Annotated in this window: 20 protein-coding genes; 17 read left to right on the top strand and 3 right to left on the bottom strand. The window is 40.2% G+C overall.

Going from position 1 to position 17,337, the window contains the following annotated elements:
* The first annotated feature begins 4 nt into the window (after positions 1–4).
* The 16 genes from E3D81_RS15275 (at position 5) to E3D81_RS15200 (ending at position 14,850) form a co-directional block, all read left to right on the top strand.
* Positions 5–457, top strand: a complete 453-nt coding sequence (locus E3D81_RS15275; RefSeq protein ID WP_134778065.1) for a single-stranded DNA-binding protein — start codon at positions 5–7, stop codon at positions 455–457.
* 61 nt (positions 458–518) lie between these two features.
* Complete coding sequence (gene pheS / locus E3D81_RS15270; protein WP_134778064.1) at positions 519–1,559, top strand: phenylalanine--tRNA ligase subunit alpha; 1,041 nt, start codon at positions 519–521, stop codon at positions 1,557–1,559.
* A gap of 148 nt (positions 1,560–1,707) precedes the next feature.
* On the top strand, positions 1,708–2,280 hold the full coding sequence (locus tag E3D81_RS15265) for a TetR/AcrR family transcriptional regulator (RefSeq protein ID WP_099366494.1): 573 nt from the start codon (positions 1,708–1,710) through the stop codon (positions 2,278–2,280).
* 113 nt (positions 2,281–2,393) lie between these two features.
* Positions 2,394–3,803 (top strand): 23S rRNA (uracil(1939)-C(5))-methyltransferase RlmD, encoded by a 1,410-nt coding sequence (rlmD, locus tag E3D81_RS15260; RefSeq protein ID WP_134778063.1) that lies wholly within the window; start codon positions 2,394–2,396, stop codon positions 3,801–3,803.
* Positions 3,803–4,198 (top strand): hypothetical protein, encoded by a 396-nt coding sequence (locus E3D81_RS15255; protein ID WP_099366492.1) that lies wholly within the window; start codon positions 3,803–3,805, stop codon positions 4,196–4,198. The genes rlmD and E3D81_RS15255 overlap by 1 nt, the downstream gene beginning before the upstream one ends.
* A 57-nt stretch (positions 4,199–4,255) precedes the next feature.
* Positions 4,256–5,014 carry a hypothetical protein gene (locus E3D81_RS15250; RefSeq protein ID WP_134778062.1) on the top strand — a complete coding sequence of 253 codons (759 nt, stop codon included), beginning with the start codon at positions 4,256–4,258 and terminating at the stop codon, positions 5,012–5,014.
* Positions 5,015–5,139: 125 nt separating this feature from the next.
* Positions 5,140–5,829 (top strand): OmpA family protein, encoded by a 690-nt coding sequence (locus tag E3D81_RS15245; RefSeq protein WP_180268459.1) that lies wholly within the window; start codon positions 5,140–5,142, stop codon positions 5,827–5,829.
* Between the two features lie 144 nt (positions 5,830–5,973).
* Complete coding sequence (gene miaB, locus E3D81_RS15240; RefSeq protein ID WP_134778061.1) at positions 5,974–7,407, top strand: tRNA (N6-isopentenyl adenosine(37)-C2)-methylthiotransferase MiaB; 1,434 nt, start codon at positions 5,974–5,976, stop codon at positions 7,405–7,407.
* A gap of 28 nt (positions 7,408–7,435) precedes the next feature.
* The gene (locus tag E3D81_RS15235; protein WP_134778060.1) at positions 7,436–8,707 is read left to right on the top strand and encodes a sigma 54-interacting transcriptional regulator; all 1,272 of its coding nucleotides are present in this window, start codon (positions 7,436–7,438) and stop codon (positions 8,705–8,707) included.
* 10 nt (positions 8,708–8,717) lie between these two features.
* Positions 8,718–9,242: an LptE family protein gene (locus tag E3D81_RS15230; protein ID WP_134778059.1), complete on the top strand. Its 525-nt coding sequence runs from the start codon at positions 8,718–8,720 to the stop codon at positions 9,240–9,242.
* 16 nt (positions 9,243–9,258) lie between these two features.
* Positions 9,259–10,311: a tetratricopeptide repeat-containing protein gene (locus E3D81_RS15225; RefSeq protein WP_134778058.1), complete on the top strand. Its 1,053-nt coding sequence runs from the start codon at positions 9,259–9,261 to the stop codon at positions 10,309–10,311.
* Between the two features lie 13 nt (positions 10,312–10,324).
* Positions 10,325–10,684, top strand: a complete 360-nt coding sequence (gene secG / locus E3D81_RS15220) for a preprotein translocase subunit SecG (RefSeq protein WP_134778057.1) — start codon at positions 10,325–10,327, stop codon at positions 10,682–10,684.
* Positions 10,685–10,916: 232 nt separating this feature from the next.
* Entirely contained in the window at positions 10,917–11,192 is a 276-nt protein-coding gene (groES, locus tag E3D81_RS15215) for a co-chaperone GroES (RefSeq protein ID WP_134778056.1), read from the top strand.
* A gap of 41 nt (positions 11,193–11,233) precedes the next feature.
* The gene (gene groL, locus E3D81_RS15210; RefSeq protein ID WP_134778055.1) at positions 11,234–12,871 is read left to right on the top strand and encodes a chaperonin GroEL; all 1,638 of its coding nucleotides are present in this window, start codon (positions 11,234–11,236) and stop codon (positions 12,869–12,871) included.
* 130 nt (positions 12,872–13,001) lie between these two features.
* Positions 13,002–13,793 carry a zinc-dependent peptidase gene (locus tag E3D81_RS15205; protein WP_134778054.1) on the top strand — a complete coding sequence of 264 codons (792 nt, stop codon included), beginning with the start codon at positions 13,002–13,004 and terminating at the stop codon, positions 13,791–13,793.
* A 70-nt stretch (positions 13,794–13,863) separates the two neighbouring features.
* Positions 13,864–14,850 (top strand): aldo/keto reductase, encoded by a 987-nt coding sequence (locus E3D81_RS15200; RefSeq protein WP_317128158.1) that lies wholly within the window; start codon positions 13,864–13,866, stop codon positions 14,848–14,850.
* A gap of 51 nt (positions 14,851–14,901) precedes the next feature.
* On the opposite strand, the gene E3D81_RS15195 is transcribed toward E3D81_RS15200, so the two are convergent.
* The 3 genes from E3D81_RS15195 to E3D81_RS15185 all read right to left on the bottom strand — a co-directional run bounded on the left by E3D81_RS15195 (position 14,902) and on the right by E3D81_RS15185 (position 16,246).
* Positions 14,902–15,282, bottom strand: a complete 381-nt coding sequence (locus E3D81_RS15195; RefSeq protein WP_134778053.1) for a nuclear transport factor 2 family protein — start codon at positions 15,280–15,282, stop codon at positions 14,902–14,904.
* Positions 15,283–15,363: 81 nt separating this feature from the next.
* Positions 15,364–15,810, bottom strand: a complete 447-nt coding sequence (locus E3D81_RS15190; RefSeq protein WP_167554203.1) for a TlpA family protein disulfide reductase — start codon at positions 15,808–15,810, stop codon at positions 15,364–15,366.
* Positions 15,764–16,246: a GNAT family N-acetyltransferase gene (locus E3D81_RS15185; RefSeq protein ID WP_134778051.1), complete on the bottom strand. Its 483-nt coding sequence runs from the start codon at positions 16,244–16,246 to the stop codon at positions 15,764–15,766. The genes E3D81_RS15190 and E3D81_RS15185 overlap by 47 nt, the downstream gene beginning before the upstream one ends.
* A gap of 347 nt (positions 16,247–16,593) precedes the next feature.
* On the opposite strand from E3D81_RS15185, the gene E3D81_RS15180 reads away from it, so the two are divergent.
* Positions 16,594–17,283 carry an outer membrane beta-barrel protein gene (locus tag E3D81_RS15180; protein WP_134778050.1) on the top strand — a complete coding sequence of 230 codons (690 nt, stop codon included), beginning with the start codon at positions 16,594–16,596 and terminating at the stop codon, positions 17,281–17,283.
* Positions 17,284–17,337 lie beyond the last annotated feature (54 nt).

Raw genomic sequence — 17,337 nt, 5'->3', positions numbered from 1 at the left:
TTGTATGTCAGGTGTAAACAAAGTTATTTTAGTAGGACATCTGGGCAAAGACCCTGAGATCCGTTATCTGGAGGGAAATGTAAGTGTTGCAAGTTTTCCCATGGCTACTTCAGAAACCTTTACCAAAGATGGTAGACGCGTAGAGCAGACCGAATGGCATAACATCGTGCTATGGCGTGGTTTGGCTGATGTCGCCGTCAAATATTTGAGTAAAGGGAAGTTGGTTTATATTGAGGGGAAATTGCGGACCCGTTCCTATGAAGACAAAGAAGGCATACGTCGTTATACGACGGAGATTGTTGCCGAAAGTTTTAATTTATTAGGCCGTCGTTCAGACTTTGAACCACAAACCGGCCAATCTGGAAGTAATTCATCATCTCAACATCAGGAAGAACCTAAGGAGCAATCCGTAGATTTTACAGAGAATAATGACGATAATGATGGCCTACCATTTTAATCGATTAATTTATTAGAATTCAAATCATCTACTTTTTTAAAATTTGCTGTATCTTTGGCGCATGTTGCAAGATAAAATAACGCAGTATACTCAAGAGATAAATGCATTCGAACCTACTTCTGCTCAAGATGTAGAGAATTTCCGATTGAAGTTTTTGGTGTCGAAAGGCATCGTGAAAGCCTTGTTTGAAGAGTTTAAGACCGTAAGTCCTGAGGAGAAAAGAACCTTGGGTAAGGTGTTGAACGACTTTAAAATCTTGGCCGAAACAAAATTCAAAGAATCTTCGGAAGCATTTGTCAACCAATCAGATTCATCGAATGTTAGAAAAGAGGGTGATTTGACCCTTCCGGGTTCTGGTTTTACCTTGGGCTCTAGACATCCATTATCCTTGGTACGCAAAGAGATTGTTGAGATCTTTAAAAAGTTAGGCTTTATCGTCGCTGAAGGGAATGAGATCGAAGATGATTGGCATAACTTCCAGGCATTGAATTTTGCTCCAGAACACCCTGCCCGTGATATGCAGGATACCTTCTTTATCAAGAAACATGATGGTAATGATGTGGTTCTGCGTACGCATACCTCTTCTGTTCAGGTTCGCCTGATGGAAGCGGGGCAACCCCCTTTCCGCGCGATCATGCCTGGACGTGTTTATCGTAATGAGGCCATCTCCGCACGTGCACACTGTTTCTTCCATCAGATCGAAGGGCTTTACATCGATGAGGATGTTTCCTTTGCCGACCTGAAACAGACCTTATACCATTTCGTGAAGGAACTTTATGGTGAAGATACCAAAGTTCGATTCCGTCCATCCTATTTCCCATTTACGGAACCATCCGCAGAAATGGATATTTCCTGTACCATCTGTAAAGGTGCTGGATGCCAAATGTGTAAACAGTCTGGATGGGTAGAGATTTTAGGTTGTGGAATGGTAGACCCGAATGTGTTGGAAAACTGTGGTATCGACAGCAAGAAATACTCAGGTTATGCTTTCGGAATGGGTATCGAAAGGATCACCAACCTGAAATACGAAATCCGAGATCTTAGGTTGTTCTCTGAGAATGATGTCAGGTTCTTGGGGCAATTTGAAACTGAAATCATTTAAGTTTTTGGATTTTTGCAATAAACATATGGTATAATTTGCCGTAAGAATCTAGAAAAAAATAATAAAATATCTTAAAATAAAGGTTCAGATAGGCCAAAAAGCGATTTTTTTGGAAATTATCTGAACCTTTTTTATTAAATTACCCTTCATGGAAGATAAAATAGTCATAGCGATCAAAAAATCCGCCCGGGATTTGTTTCGGAAGTATGGCTATAATAAAACCAGTGTCAACGAACTATCCAAGAACGCCAATATTGCCAAGGCGACTTTCTATAAGCATTTTGCCAGCAAGGAACTCATTCTGCATGCGGTCCTCATGGATTATATCCAGGATAATGTATATGATATCCTGAACAAAAACGTGCATGAAAGAGACCTTTCCACCTTTTTGGCGAATACCATCCTCCGGGTAAGCCGTGTGACCTATACGGTTTGTAATGAATTTGTAGGCTGGGGATTCATCCGAGAATCAGCCAATGCGCAGGAATACCTCAAGATCCTCTCCGACGATCTGGAATTCCTCCTCTTAAGATCCTTTATCCAGAACGAAACCATAGGATCCACCATCCCCGAAGAAAGATTGACTTTCCTTATCAAAACCTCCAAGAACATCGTTTTCTCCTTCGCCTTCACCGCCGTCTCCGAAGCCGATGTCCGCAAGAATTTTATCTCCTTTCAAAAAGAAATGCTTCCGTATTTGGTGCAAGCCACGCTTTTGTAGTATTTAGTAGCTAGTATATAGTATTTAGACCAATGGGGTACCTATGGCGCTATGTATTGTCTTTATACTAAATACTAAATACTAACTACTATTTTATTATTTTTGCAGCCACTATGGGAAGAAGAATACCACAAGAGAAGAAATTTGTTTCCGGATTGGAAATCATTGATATAGCTGAGGAAGGCAAAGGCGTTGCGAAGCAGGATAACCTTGTTTATTTTATTGAACGGGGGGTTCCGGGGGATATTGTTGAGGTGGAGCTGCAGCGCAAGAAGAAGAGCTTTGTGGAGGGGAGAGTGGTTAAGGTGGAGACACCTTCTGCCTATCGAGTGGATCCTTTCTGTAAGCATTTTGGTGTTTGTGGTGGCTGTAAGTGGCAGCATATGAGCTATGATGCTCAATTGAAATTCAAAGAGCAGTCTGTTGGAAATGCACTTTCAAGGATTGGTAAGGTGGATGTGTCCGAAATGGAACCTATTTTGGCTTCTGAAGGAACGACCTATTACCGGAATAAACTGGAATTTACATTTTCGAACAAACGTTGGTTGACAGATCTAGACGAGGTGCAGCCAGGTGATTCGATGGATGCGTTGGGATTCCATGTTCCCGGTCGTTTTGATAAGATTTTGGCCATTGATCATTGTTACTTACAACAAGACCCTTCCAACGTTCTTAGAAATGAGATTTTTGAATTCGCCAAGGCGAACGGTATTTCTTTTTATGACCTGAAGTTCCATGAGGGAGCATTACGTAATCTGATTATCCGGACTTCCTCAACCGGTGAGGTGATGGTGATCGTGGTTTTTGCCTATCCGGAAGAAGGACAGGTTGACCTATTGATGGCATTCATCCATGAGCGATATCCAGATTTAGCCTCCTTATTATATATCATCAACCAGAAACGTAACGATACGATCTTCGATCAGGAGATTGAGATCTACGCAGGCAGGGATTTTATCTATGAGGAAATGGAAGGTTTGAAGTTTAAGGTTGGTCCTAAATCTTTCTACCAGACTAACTCGAAACAGGCTTATGAGCTGTACAAGATCACGCGTGAATTTGCAGGGCTGAAAGGGGATGAGCTGGTTTACGATTTATATACTGGAGCTGGAACCATTGCCAACTTTGTGGCCAGGTCGGCTAAGGAAGTAGTAGGTGTGGAATATGTGCCTACGGCGATCGAGGATGCAAAAGTTAATTCTGCGATCAACGAGATCCATAATACAAAGTTTTATGCTGGAGACATGAAGGATGTGCTTACTGCAGATTTCATTGCAGAGCATGGGAAACCGGATGTAGTAATCACGGATCCTCCAAGAGCTGGGATGCATGCAGATGTCGTGGCTCGTATATTGGAGATGGAGAGTGAGAAGGTCGTGTATGTGAGTTGTAATGCGGCTACGCAAGCTAGGGATTTGGAAATGCTGCAGGAGAAATATGAGGTTGCACGGATTAAACCGGTGGATATGTTCCCACATACCCAGCACGTAGAAAATGTGATTTTATTGAAATTGAGGAAATAATGGATTTACAGGATTTATTGAACAAGCAGCCCGAAGGAGAAGAAAATAAGAAAAGCGAAAGCCCTTTGCTTAGCTTGAAACGGGACCTTGATTTTTACAAGGAGTCCATCCAAGAGGTGTCTGTGGAAATGATGGCAGAAGGCTATACGCTATATCCGATATTTGTTGCCCATCAGCACCAGGTTGGATTGGGAGAGGTTATTTTGGACCGGGAGGAATTGAATACAGCTTGGACCATACATGCCAGTTCGCTGGAGGAGTTTGTGGAAAGAGGCTTGATCCAATCGGAACGGAAGGATTATTTCATCAAGCAGTTCAAACCTGCGAATGCTTTTATGTGTCTGTTCGTCATCGTTCCTGAAGGCGCTAATTTTGTTTTTTATCCCTATAAATAAGATCGATTTTAAACTATTTAACATTTGGCAGTCTAAACAATTGCTACCTTTAAACTGATGTATAGTAAAGTTAAATATTTTGGGATATTGTTCTCTTTTTTGTTGCTTGGAACCTTAATGGTTCAGGCTCAGGAGCAAGGTAAAGTGATTTCTGGGCTTCTGATGGAAAAGGGAAGTAATATCCGTGTATCGGATGCTAACGTGGTTAACCTACGGAGTAAGCAGTCTGTTCGATCAAGTGCCTATGGGGTTTTTACCATTGATGTGATCATTGGTGATACCATTCGGGTATCCAAAGTGGGTTATGGACCAGTGAAAACGGTGATCCATAGCTTAGATGATATTCTCATCGACATGCAGTCTGGTACCACTATTGAAACAGTGGTGGTCACTCGGAGTACAAAAGAGGCTGAATTAAATAGCTTTCTAAAGGAATACGAGAAAAAGGGTGTTTATAATGGGGGGCACAATAGAGTAAGCACCTATTTGAACAGTCCGGCTACGGCCTTATATAATCTTTTTGGCAAAGACGCTAAGAATGCCAAACGTTTTGAACGGTATATGAACCAGGAATTGGAGGCATCCAAGGTGGATCGCGTATTCAACAAGGCTATCGTCAATAAGATTACTAATTTGGAAGGTGATGAATTGCAGTCTTTTATGGACCTTTACAGACCTTCGATCTCTTCGGTTGAACGATGGGGCGAATATGATCTTTTGAACTATATTCAGAATTCATTTAAGACTTGGGATGCCCAAGGTCGTCCGAAATCACAACGTTTGCCCAAGTTGGAAATTCCTCCTCAAGAAAAATAAAACCCTGTAAATTAAGTGTTTAATCAATTGATTGTTTGCAAGAAATGACTTTGGCATTGGGTTTGCAAAAACCATTCTATTGATTTGAAAAAAATATTAGTGAATAAAGGATAAATTATTTGGTTATGAAAATGAATAAAAGATTAGCAGTTTATGGATTAACAGTAGCAACTTCAGCAATGTTGTTCGCAAGTTGTTCAACCATCCAAAATACAAGCAATACTACTAAAGGTGCCGTAATCGGTACAACTGCGGGTGGTGCAATTGGTGCCTTAATTGGAGGTAAAGCTGGTAACACAGCAGTAGGTGCGATCGCTGGTGCGGTAATCGGTGGTGCAGCTGGTACATTGATCGGTAAGAAAATGGACAAGCAAGCTAAAGAAATCGAGAACACTGTAGCTGGTGCTGAAGTAGAACAAGTTGGTGAAGGTATCTTAGTGAAATTCGATTCTGGTATTTTATTTGACTTCAACAGTACCGCTTTAAAATCAACTGCGAAAGATAACATCGCGAAATTGGTGGAAACTTTGAACAAAGAGCCGGATACAGAAATTTTAGTATTAGGTCATACAGATAACGTAGGTACATTGGCAGCAAACCAAAAAGTTTCTAATGGACGTGCAGCATCTGTAAAATCATATGCAGTATCTCAAGGTTTAGCAGGTTCTCGTATCAGAACTGAAGGTAAAAACTTCTCTGAGCCAATTGCTTCAAATGATACCGAAGCAGGTAGAGCGGAAAACCGTCGTGTAGAGATTGTTATTGTTGCATCTAAGAAAATGCAAGAAGAAGCTAAAAAAGAAGCAGCGCAATAAATTTAATCCGATATATTTCATAGGGCAGCATATTTTGTTGCCCTATTTTTTTTGCATAAATCTTTGTTAAATTTTAGTCATTGCTGACAAACTGTCATCAAATTAGCTTTTTATTACTAACTTTGTAGTCTTTGAAAATTGACTATGTTAGAGTTATCACATACAACGAAGACGCACGATGAGGCTCGCCAAGGCGAGGCTTTGGATATGGTTCCTACGGGACAATCAACTGGCCGAAAACTTTATATTGAGAGTTACGGATGTCAGATGAATTTTTCCGATAGTGAGATTGTGGCGTCGATCCTGATCGAGAAGGGATTTGAAACGACAAAGGATTACAGGGATGCCGATGTGGTATTTATCAATACCTGTTCTATTCGGGAGAATGCAGAACAACGCGTTCGTAATAGACTAAAGGAATTTGAATCTGCCAAGGCAAAGAACCCTGGTATGATCGTAGGTGTTTTGGGCTGTATGGCCGAACGATTAAAAGCCAAATTCCTGGAAGAGGAGAAATTGGTAGATGTAGTTGTGGGTCCAGATGCCTATCGTGATCTTCCAAACTTGATCGATAAGGTCGATGATGGTGGAAGAGCGGTGAATGTACTGCTTTCTCGTGAAGAAACCTATGCCGATATCAATCCAGTCCGTTTAAATACCAATGGGATTTCTGCTTTCATTTCCATCATGCGTGGATGTGATAATATGTGTTCTTTCTGTGTCGTTCCTTTTACACGCGGGAGAGAGCGTAGCAGAGATGCAGTTTCTATTGTAAAAGAAGCAGAAGATCTTTTCCGTGCTGGATATAAAGAGATTACCCTATTGGGTCAGAATGTGGACTCGTATAAATATACCCCTGCTGTTGCAGAAGGCGAGGAGCCTAAAGAAACCATCAATTTTGCACAATTATTGGCATTGGTTGCTGAAGTAAGCCCTGAATTAAGAATCAGGTTCTCGACTTCCCATCCGAAGGATATTACGGATGAAGTGTTGTATACCATGGCCAAATACGATAATATCTGTAAATATATTCACCTACCTGTACAATCGGGTAACTCGCGGGTATTGGATCTGATGAACCGTACCTATGATCGAGAATGGTATATGGAGCGTGTGGATGCCATCCGCAGGATCATCCCCGAATGTGGGATCTCTACCGATGTGATCACCGGTTTCTGTACTGAAACTGAGGAAGAACATCAGGAAACACTATCCATGATGGATTATGTGAAATATGATTTCGCCTATATGTTCGCCTATTCGGAACGCCCGGGTACATTAGCAGCCAAACGCTATGAGGATGATATTCCTGAGGAGGTGAAGAAACGTCGTTTGACGGAGGTTGTCGACCTGCAGAGAAGTCACAGCCTGTACCGTTTGGAGAAATTTGTCGGTAAAGTGCATAAGGTCTTGATCGAAGGATTTTCAAAACGTTCGGATAAGGATTTTTGTGGTCGTAATGACCAAAATACGATGGTTGTTTTCCCAGTAGATGCACGCTACAAGGTGGGTGACTATGTAAACGTATTGGGAGAGAGTTGTACTTCAGCTACATTAATCGGTAGGATTGTAGACTAATTCTTCTCCATAATCAAAATTTTAAAGCATGGATAATCAGGATATTAAGAATAGATTTGGCATAATTGGAAACTCTCCATTGTTAAATCGTGCAATAGATATTGCGCGACAAGTCGCACCAACTGATATATCGGTGTTGATTCAAGGAGAGAGTGGATCGGGTAAGGAGGTGTTCTCCCATATCATCCATCAATTAAGTTCCAGGAAACATGGACAATTCATCGCAGTAAACTGTGGAGCAATCCCAGAAGGTACGATCGATTCGGAATTGTTCGGACATGAGAAAGGATCCTTTACCGGAGCGCACGAAGCCCGTAAGGGGTATTTTGAAGTTGTTGATGGTGGTACCATCTTCTTGGATGAGGTAGGGGAATTGCCATTGGGAACCCAGGCCCGTTTATTGCGTGTTCTGGAGTCTGGAGAATATATCCGCGTAGGATCATCGAAGGTTCAGAAAACCAATGTACGCGTTATTGCAGCCACCAATGTGGATGTTTTTGAGGCCGTTAAAAAAGGGAAATTCCGTGAAGATCTATATTATCGCTTAAACACTGTTCCATTATATATTCCACCATTGCGCGAGCGCAAGGAGGATATCTATTTATTGTTCCGCAAGTTTGTAGTAGATTTCGCGGATAAATATCGGACACCGGGTATACAATTGACAGAGGATGCCCAGGAATTGTTAAAGAATTATTCTTGGCCAGGGAATGTGAGGCAATTGAAGAATATTGCGGAACAGATTGCCGTTCTGGAAAAAGAGCGGGTGGTGGATGCCAAAATATTGAGCCAATATTTGCCGGTAGAAGCCAGCAGTTCTTTGCCAATGGCAATCAAAGACAGCAATAAGGATAATTTTTCGGAAAGAGACCTGTTGTACAAAGTGCTCTTTGATATGAAAAAGGATATGGTTGATCTGAAGAAACTGGTGGTGGAGCTTATTCAAAAAGGATTCAACCCAGGTACGATCGAACAACATTCACCTTATATCAATCAATTATACCAAGAAGTAAGACCGAATACAGCGGCTTTGTTTTCTGAGGAATATAATCCGGTACAGAATCCAACCATTACCATCCATAACCCGAATCAGCAGAATCCTTCGTCCAACGATTACCTGTATGATAACCAGGATGTGGAAGAGGTAGAAGAGGAATCATTATCCTTGATGGATAAGGAATCTGATTTGATAAAAAAGGCATTGAAGAAGCATAAGGGCAAAAGGAAGGCCGCGGCACAGGAACTGGGTATTTCGGAACGTACCTTGTACAGAAAGATTAAGGATTTAAACCTAGATTAAGATATTCGTCATGTTCAAAATAAAAGGAACCGTTATTACGTTTTTAATGTCAATCGGCATGCTGCTGATCATCAATGGATGTGGGGTTTCGTATAGTTTGAAGGGTAGTTCGATTCCTGAAAATGTAAAGACCTATACCGTAACATTCTTTGAGAATATTTCACCAATGGTTTCAGCAACCCTAAGTCAGACCATGACGGAAGGATTGAAGGAGCGGATCCGTTCGCAATCCCGATTGAGCCAGGTGAACCAAGATGGAGATACCCAATTTGATGGTACGATTACCAATTACTCGATCACGCCAGCGGCAGTTGAAGCGGGGTCGGATCGTGCAGCCATGAACAGACTTTCCATCACGGTTAAGGTGAAATTTACGAACCGTAAAGATGATACGGGAAAGAGTGATTTCGAGGAATCATTTACGCAGTTCAAAGAGTTCCGTGGAGAAGTTTCAAATCAGGAAACGCAATTGAACGCGGAGATTGTAAAAGCACTTACCGAGGATATCTTTAATAAAGCATTTAATAACTGGTAGTCAAATATATCAACCTATGGATCTACGACAAGTATTTAGAAAGGCCCTGGAGAATCCCTTGGAAGTGAGTGAGGTTGATTTTCAACAGTTACTTTCGAAATATCCATTTTCCCAGCCTATAATTTTTGCGCAGGAGCGTAAGAAAAATCTGGAGAATTTACCTGTAGATAAACAGAAAACATTAATGTATGCGTATAATTCCTTTTGGCTAAGGGATTATCTGCAGAAACCTGTAGCACAGATTCCAGAATTGGAAGCGGTATCGGATGATTATATCGCTTTCGAAGAGTATACATCCGAGGATGAGCAGGAAGAAGTGGTATTGGAAGAAGAAGTTCTGGGTGAGGGATTTTTGGAAGAAGAAGTTTTGGATAAGGAGGTAGAGGCAGAAGTTGAAGAAAATTTTTTTGATCCTCCCGCAGCATATAATATAGAATCTGCATTTCCAGAAGTAGATGAAGAGGAAGATGTTCCATTGGATGAGGATGAGGAAGATGTTGAAGTTGCTGTAGAGAAACTGGAAGGCACGCATAGGGAGGAGGATGTCAGTTTATATAATGATGAGCTGATGCCTTATAGCTTCCGTTGGTGGTTGTACAAAACTCGATTGGAGCATGCAGAAACCTATCAGCCATTTGTATCTCCAGTATTACCCAAGTCCCAGAAGGGGCAGTTTGATCCTAAGAAATTGGACGAGGCGATCCTAGATCAGCAGATACGGGAGAACATTTTTCACTTACAGAATCCCGAGGATAAATTGAGCGAGCCTTATAAAAAGGAGACGATCGAATTCCGTTCGAATGAGTCTACCGATGAGGTGATCGAGAAATTTATCCGTGAAGAACCTCAGATCCAACCTCCCAGAGCAGAAAGTATCAATACCGAAAATAAGGCTCGTAGAAGTTCAGAGGATCAACTTTCAGTCGTTACAGAGACACTGGCGAATATCTATGAATCGCAGGGAATGTATGAAAAAGCGATTTCGGTATTTAGAAAATTAATTTCAGAGAATCCAGAAAAAAAATCGTACTTTGCGGCCCGAATTAAAGAATTAGAACAAAAGTTATAAAAGAAATATAAAAATGGACATTTTATTTATTATCCTAATTATTCTAGCGAGTTTATTGTTAGCATTATTTGTGTTAATCCAAAACCCTAAAGGTGGCGGTTTATCATCAGGATTCTCTGGGGGAGCAAATTTAATCGGTGTACAACGTACAGGTGATATCTTGGAAAAAGGTACTTGGGTGTTGATCATTGCTTTAATGGTTTTCTGTGTGGCGATCAATATTTTGGGCCCATCAGCTGGTTCAGGTAATGGTCTAGGCGATCAGATCGAAGCACCGGTTCAAACACCATCGTTGAACTTGAACCCTACAGCAACTCCACCGGCAACTGTTCCAACAACACAGACGCCAGCAGCTGCTGACTCTACAAAATAAGGTTATCCTTCGAATAAGAAATATGATCCCTGTCTAGCTTAGACAGGGATTTTTTTATGCTTTTTATCCTTTCCAATTAGTGACATCCTGACACCATTATTTTACTTAAACTGTCAACAAAATGGTTTAAAAATGTTATTTTGACACAAAAGAATTAGTAATTTGGATTGGCATAGTTCGTGATGCCCTAACAATGATTATACATTTAAACATAAAAAACTGATATACAATTATGGCATTAAGTATTAAACCTATTGGAGACAGAGTGGTAGTAGAACCTGCTCCAGCGGAAGAAAAGACAGCGTCTGGAATCTATATCCCTGATACTGCGAAAGAAAAACCATCTCAAGGAACAATCGTAGCAGTAGGTTCAGGTAAACCAGAAGAGCCTTTGACGGTACAAGTAGGTGATAAAGTATTGTACGGTAAATATGCGGGTACTGAAATTACTTACGAAGGGAAAGAATATTTAATTATGCGTGAAGCAGACATTTACGCAGTTCTGTAAATCAATCTACTTAAATCTTTAAAAATAATAGTCAAATAGAAATGGCAAAACAAGTAAAATATAACGTAGAAGCGCGTGATTCCCTGAAAAAGGGTGTTGATACATTGGCGAATGCCGTAAAAGTAACATTAGGTCCTAAAGGTCGTAATGTAATTATTGAGAAGAAATTTGGTTCACCAGCAATTACAAAAGATGGTGTTTCTGTTGCGAAAGAAATCGATTTGAAAGATCCATTGGAAAACATGGGTGCTCAAATGGTTAAAGAAGTAGCTTCAAAAACTGCTGATCAAGCAGGTGATGGTACCACTACAGCAACTGTATTGGCACAGGCTATCGTTGCGCCAGGTATTAAATCTGTAGCAGCAGGTGCTAACCCAATGGATTTGAAACGTGGTATCGATAAGGCTGTTTCTGCAGTCGTAGCTAACTTGAAATCGCAATCTCAAGTAGTTGGTGCCGACAACAATAAAATCAAACAAGTAGCTTCTATCTCTGCAAACAATGACGAAGTAATCGGTTCATTGATCGCTGAAGCTATGGAAAAAGTAGGAAACGACGGTGTAATTACTGTTGAAGAAGCAAAAGGTACTGAAACTGAAGTAAGAACGGTAGAAGGTATGCAATTCGACCGTGGTTACCTTTCTCCATATTTCGTTACGAACTCTGATAAAATGGAAGCAGAGTTGGATAACCCTTATATCCTAATCTACGACAAGAAAATCAGCAACATGAAAGAATTGTTGCCAGTATTGGAAAAACAAGTTCAGACTGGTAAACCATTGTTGATCATCGCTGAGGATCTGGACGGAGAAGCTTTAGCTACGTTGGTAGTTAACAAAATCCGTGGATCACTGAAAGTGGCCGCTGTTAAAGCTCCAGGATTTGGTGACCGTCGTAAAGCGATGTTAGAGGATATCGCTATCCTTACGGGTGGTACTGTGATCTCTGAAGAAAGAGGTTTCAAATTAGAGAATGCAGAACTATCTTACTTAGGACAAGCAGAGAAAGTAGTTGTTGATAAAGACAATACTACGATTATCAATGGTTCAGGTAATGCAGAAGATATCAAAGGTCGTGTTGCTCAAATCCGTGCTAACATTGAAACTACTACTTCTGATTACGATCGTGAGAAACTTCAAGAGCGTTTAGCTAAATTATCTGGTGGTGTTGCGGTACTTTATGTAGGTGCAACTACAGAGGTAGAGATGAAAGAGAAGAAGGACCGCGTTGATGATGCTTTACATGCTACTCGTGCAGCAGTTGAAGAAGGTATCGTTGCAGGAGGTGGTGTTGCTTTCATCCGTGCTACAGAGGCTTTGACAGATCTTAGAGGTGATAACGAGGATGAGAACATCGGTATTGACATCATCAAACGTGCTATCGAAGAGCCATTACGCCAAATCTGTGCGAATGCTGGTATCGAAGGTGCGGTGATCGTTCAAAAGGTAAAAGAAGGAACTGCAGATTTCGGATACAATGCGCGTACTGACAAGTTTGAGAACTTGATCGCAGCAGGTGTAATCGATCCTACTAAAGTTTCTCGTGTTGCTTTAGAAAACGCAGCTTCTGTTGCTTCGATGTTATTGACTACGGAATGTGTATTGGCTGACGAACCAGAAGAGAACCCAGTAGGTGCTGGTGGTCCTCCAATGGGTGGCGGTATGGGTGGAATGATGTAAGATCATCTCCTTTCAAAAATATATTTAACAAAGAGCTGCCTTTTGGCGGCTCTTTGTGTTTTATGGACAATGGAAATCAAGTATATTCGTATGGTAATTCAGGAATTGGTTGGACTTAAGTTTAAATAGGATGGACGGACAGGAGGTTTTGATGCTGATCTTAGTCTTTGTGATTGGTGCGGTATTGATTTATTTTGTTTGGAAAAATGTGGGCAACAAACGGATTGTAACACCTATTATTCCTGAAGAAGGATCTATCCGTGAAGTATTGCTGAATAAGGTGGCGTTTTTTAAGAATTTAAAACCTGCCCAACAGGATGTATTCTTGAAACGGGTGGTATATTTTTTGCTTACCACGAAGATATCAGCAGAGAAAGGGTCGGTTATTACCGATGAACATCGGGTATTGGTGGCGGCAAGTGCTACTATCCCTTTGTTCCATTTTGAAACCTGGTCTTATGAAAACCTGGATGAAGTATTGATCTATCCAGGAACTTTTAATGAAAAGTACAATACAGAGGAAGCTAAGCGAAACATTCTCGGAATGGTCGGTGATGGTGTAATGCACAGAAAGATGATTCTTTCCTTACCAGCATTGCTATCTGGATTTTCCAAGAATTCTGAAAGTAATACGGCCATCCATGAATTTGTACATTTAATTGATAAAGCGGATGGTGAGGTGGATGGCGTACCTGAATATTTGATTCCTAAAGAGTTGATCCATCCTTGGATGGAAGAAATGGAACAAACGATCTCTGAAATCCGAAGGAATAAATCAGATATCAGTGATTATGCAGCTACTAATCCCAGTGAATTCTTAGCCGTGGTTTCTGAATATTTCTTTCAAAAACCTAAAATGTTGCAGGCAGACCATCCAGAGCTCTATGAATTGTTGGATGAGATTTATAGTGCTAAAAAATGATTTTTTGCAGGATTTGGATACGGGATCCTCTATTTTAAACGTTGATTAGTTATAGGCTTTAAAATTTAATATGATGGAATATAGGTTATTAGAGAACAGTGATTTAAGTGTATCGGTGATTACCTTTGGTGCTTGGGCAGCAGGAGGATGGATGTGGGGAAGTACGGACAGAAATGATGCTATTGAAGCCATCCGTGCAGCCTACCACCTGGGGGTTACCTCTATTGATACCGCTCCAATTTATGGTCAAGGCACTAGTGAAGAGATTGTTGGAGAGGCCATTAAGGACTTTAGGAGAGATGAGGTGCAATTATTGACCAAATTTGGGATGCGTTGGGATTTAAAGGAAGGGGATTTTGCCTTCCATAGCAAGAACAATAAGGATGAAGCGATAGAGATCTACAAGTTTGCTGGAAAAGATAGTGTGATCTATGAGTGTGAACAGAGTTTAAAACGCTTAGGAACGGACTATATCGATCTTTACCAGATCCATTGGCCGGATTCTACCACGCCCTTGGACGAGACTTTTGAGGCAGTAGGAAGACTGATCGAACAAGGGAAAGTGCGATATGCTGGGGTATGTAATTATGATGCGAAATTGATGGAGAAAGCCGGTAAAACCCTTAACCTAGTCTCCAACCAGATTCCTTTTAGTATGGTTAACCGGGGAGTGGAAGAAGAAACCATTCCTTACTGTATCAAACATAATAAAGCTGTATTGGCTTATAGCCCTTTAGAGCGTGGTCTTTTGACTGGAAAGATTCATCCGGGATATAGCTTTAAAGAAGGGGATCATCGGGCTAATCTGCCGCACTTCCAACCAGATTTCATCGATAGGACCAATATCCTTTTGGAAAGGATCAAACCTTTGGCAGATGATAAAGGAGTAACTTTGGGTCAATTGGTACTACGATGGACAGTAGAACGTCCCGGAATAACCATCGCCTTAGCCGGCGCAAGAAATGCGCAGCAAGCCGTTGAAAATGCGAAGAGCATGAACATCAACCTTTCTGATGATGAAATCGAATTTGTGAATGCAGTGGTGGATGCTTTCTAATTAAATGCTACATTAATCAAAAGCTGCATTTGTAATTACAAGATCTTAAAATCAACTAAGGTCTTGTAATTTTACCACTTGATTCTGATCATTAAAATAGAAATAGGACTTTCCAGCTAATTCAATCTTATCGCCTTGTTTCATGGTATCGGAGATATCCATGGCTAGGCTTGCGGTATATTGGATGCGGACTTCAATCAGGTTAGAGGATTCATGCAATTCTGATATGACCTGTTCCCGGTCTTCAAAAAATGATTTAGCGGATTCTGCCTGTTCTTTGAACGCTTCTATTCCTTCCAGGGAATCTGTGGTTACACCATTTTGGATATTTTCAAATACGACATCTTCTGAAAAATGCTGTACCATGCCTTCTACGTCAAAATTATTGTATGCTTGTATATAATTCCTGACAATTTCTTCTCTTTGGTTCATAGGATGTTGTTTTGTATAAAGATAATAAAAAAGGAGGCACCCTAAAGCACCTCCACAGCTATTATGTAACAAACAACAAACTTATTTTTTTATCCAAACTTCCAATAGTTCCTTAAGTTTAGGATCTGAAGGACGAGGACTATCTGCAGTGATCAAGTTCCCAGCTTTATCGATAAGGATGTAACGAGGGATTCCATCTACTTTATAGGCTTTAGATAATACGTTGTCTACACCCGAATGGAGCTGTAAACCTTTCGCGTTCTTTTCTTTCATATAGGTAAGCCATTTATCTTTATCCGAATCAACAGAAATACCTACAAAAGCTATAGGTTTTCCTGCATATTCTTCATTCAATTTCTCCCAATATGGTTCTTCTGCACGACAAGGTCCACACCAAGTTGCCCAAAGGTCTACCAATACAACCTTTCCTTTAAGATCCTTTAAGGAAACAGTTTTGCCATTCACATCAGGATAACTAAAGCTAACTGCAGGAACACCAGTTTTTGTGTCGGCAAGTTTTGCCTCCATTTCCTCCGCTCTTTTCAATTGTTCTGGTAGAACTAGGTATTTTTGGCTTTTTAGGAATTGCTGTTTTAAAATTTTCGTTGGAATCAAGTTCATGGGATTTGCCATCAGCAATTAAGGAAACATAACAAGAAGGAGGAAGATGCACAACAATGAATTCATCGAGCTTTTGCATAATCAATTTCCCCAACCCTTTTCCCTGATAATCTGGGAGGACGCATATATCCACTACTAAACAATGGCATCCAGCATCACCTACTATTCTACCCATTCCAATGATTTCATTGGATTGACCGGTATGGATGATGGCCACACTACATAGGGAATTTTTAAGGCCGATGGCAACGGCTTCATCAGATTTTTTGGAAAGACCACATTTTATGCGTAGGTATTGATAGCGTTCTGCAGGGATGTCTTGATAATTCGCTTTAAATGGCATATGATAGGATAATATTCGTTTAGGCTAAAAATATGTATTTTTAATGAATTATAAATTTAACTTCAAAAAATAAGTATTAATCCTTTTTTAAACCCAAATACCTAGACCAATACTGTTGTAGCCAACTATTAATTGTTAATTTTTTACAAAAAGATTAAATACTTTTTAACTATTATTTAATAACCATTACAATAATCTTTTTTGGTAAGATTCTTGTTGCAAGAATTGGCGATAATTTTTTTAACTGTATAAAATTGTATCCCTTATTTATAGAACTTACAATAAATGGGTGTAAATTGCGTCTCTTTTAATAAAGTAAGTTTTTTACTAATAAATAATTCCGAAATATGAAAAAAACCATTTTTTCGTTACTTGTCCTAGCTGCATGTAGCTTTAAATCCGCTCAAGCACAATTTACTCGCCCAATCAGCGTGGGAATTGGCGGAGGTCCTACCATCAACCTAACTGATTTAGCAAACGTAGAAGCACAATTTGCAGGTCATATAGATGTTGATGGGTTGATTACCCCTTTTGTATCGGTTGGTGTACATGCTGAAAGAGGAGCACTAAAGGGTCATGGATATTTAAGTGAATTCAAAAATGATTATTGGGCATTTAATGCAAATGCTAAAGTAAGAGCTGGTCAATTCATGAATCTGTCTGACAATTACAGCTATTATAACCTTCAAGCCAGTACATTTAATAAAATTTTAGCCAATGTATACGTAGGGGCCGGAGCAGGATTCATGAAAAATAATATTAAAGCCAGCATCACTCCAGAATATGAAGCTGGAGTTATTTCTCAAGGAGGTCATATCTCCGATGATCTTACCGGATTTCATTTTGTTGTTCCGGTAAATGTCGGAATCGATATTCCTATTGGAAGAACCCTATATGGACCACAGTGGGCGGTAAACATCAATTACCAACATACCATCACGACGAAGGATAACTTAGATGCTGTTGTTAATAAAAAGAACGATCAATATTCTTACATATCCCTAGGACTGAAATACGCGCTATTCCACAGAAAATAATAAGATAATTTGCTGATCAGATATATAAATAACAAAACAACAACAATAAATAGA

Origin of the sequence: Sphingobacterium sp. CZ-2 (assembly GCF_004526235.1) — a bacterium.
GTDB lineage: Bacteria > Bacteroidota > Bacteroidia > Sphingobacteriales > Sphingobacteriaceae > Sphingobacterium > Sphingobacterium tenebrionis.
The sequence above is the reverse complement of the archived record's forward strand: the minus strand, read 5'-3'. Positions and strand labels throughout refer to the sequence as shown.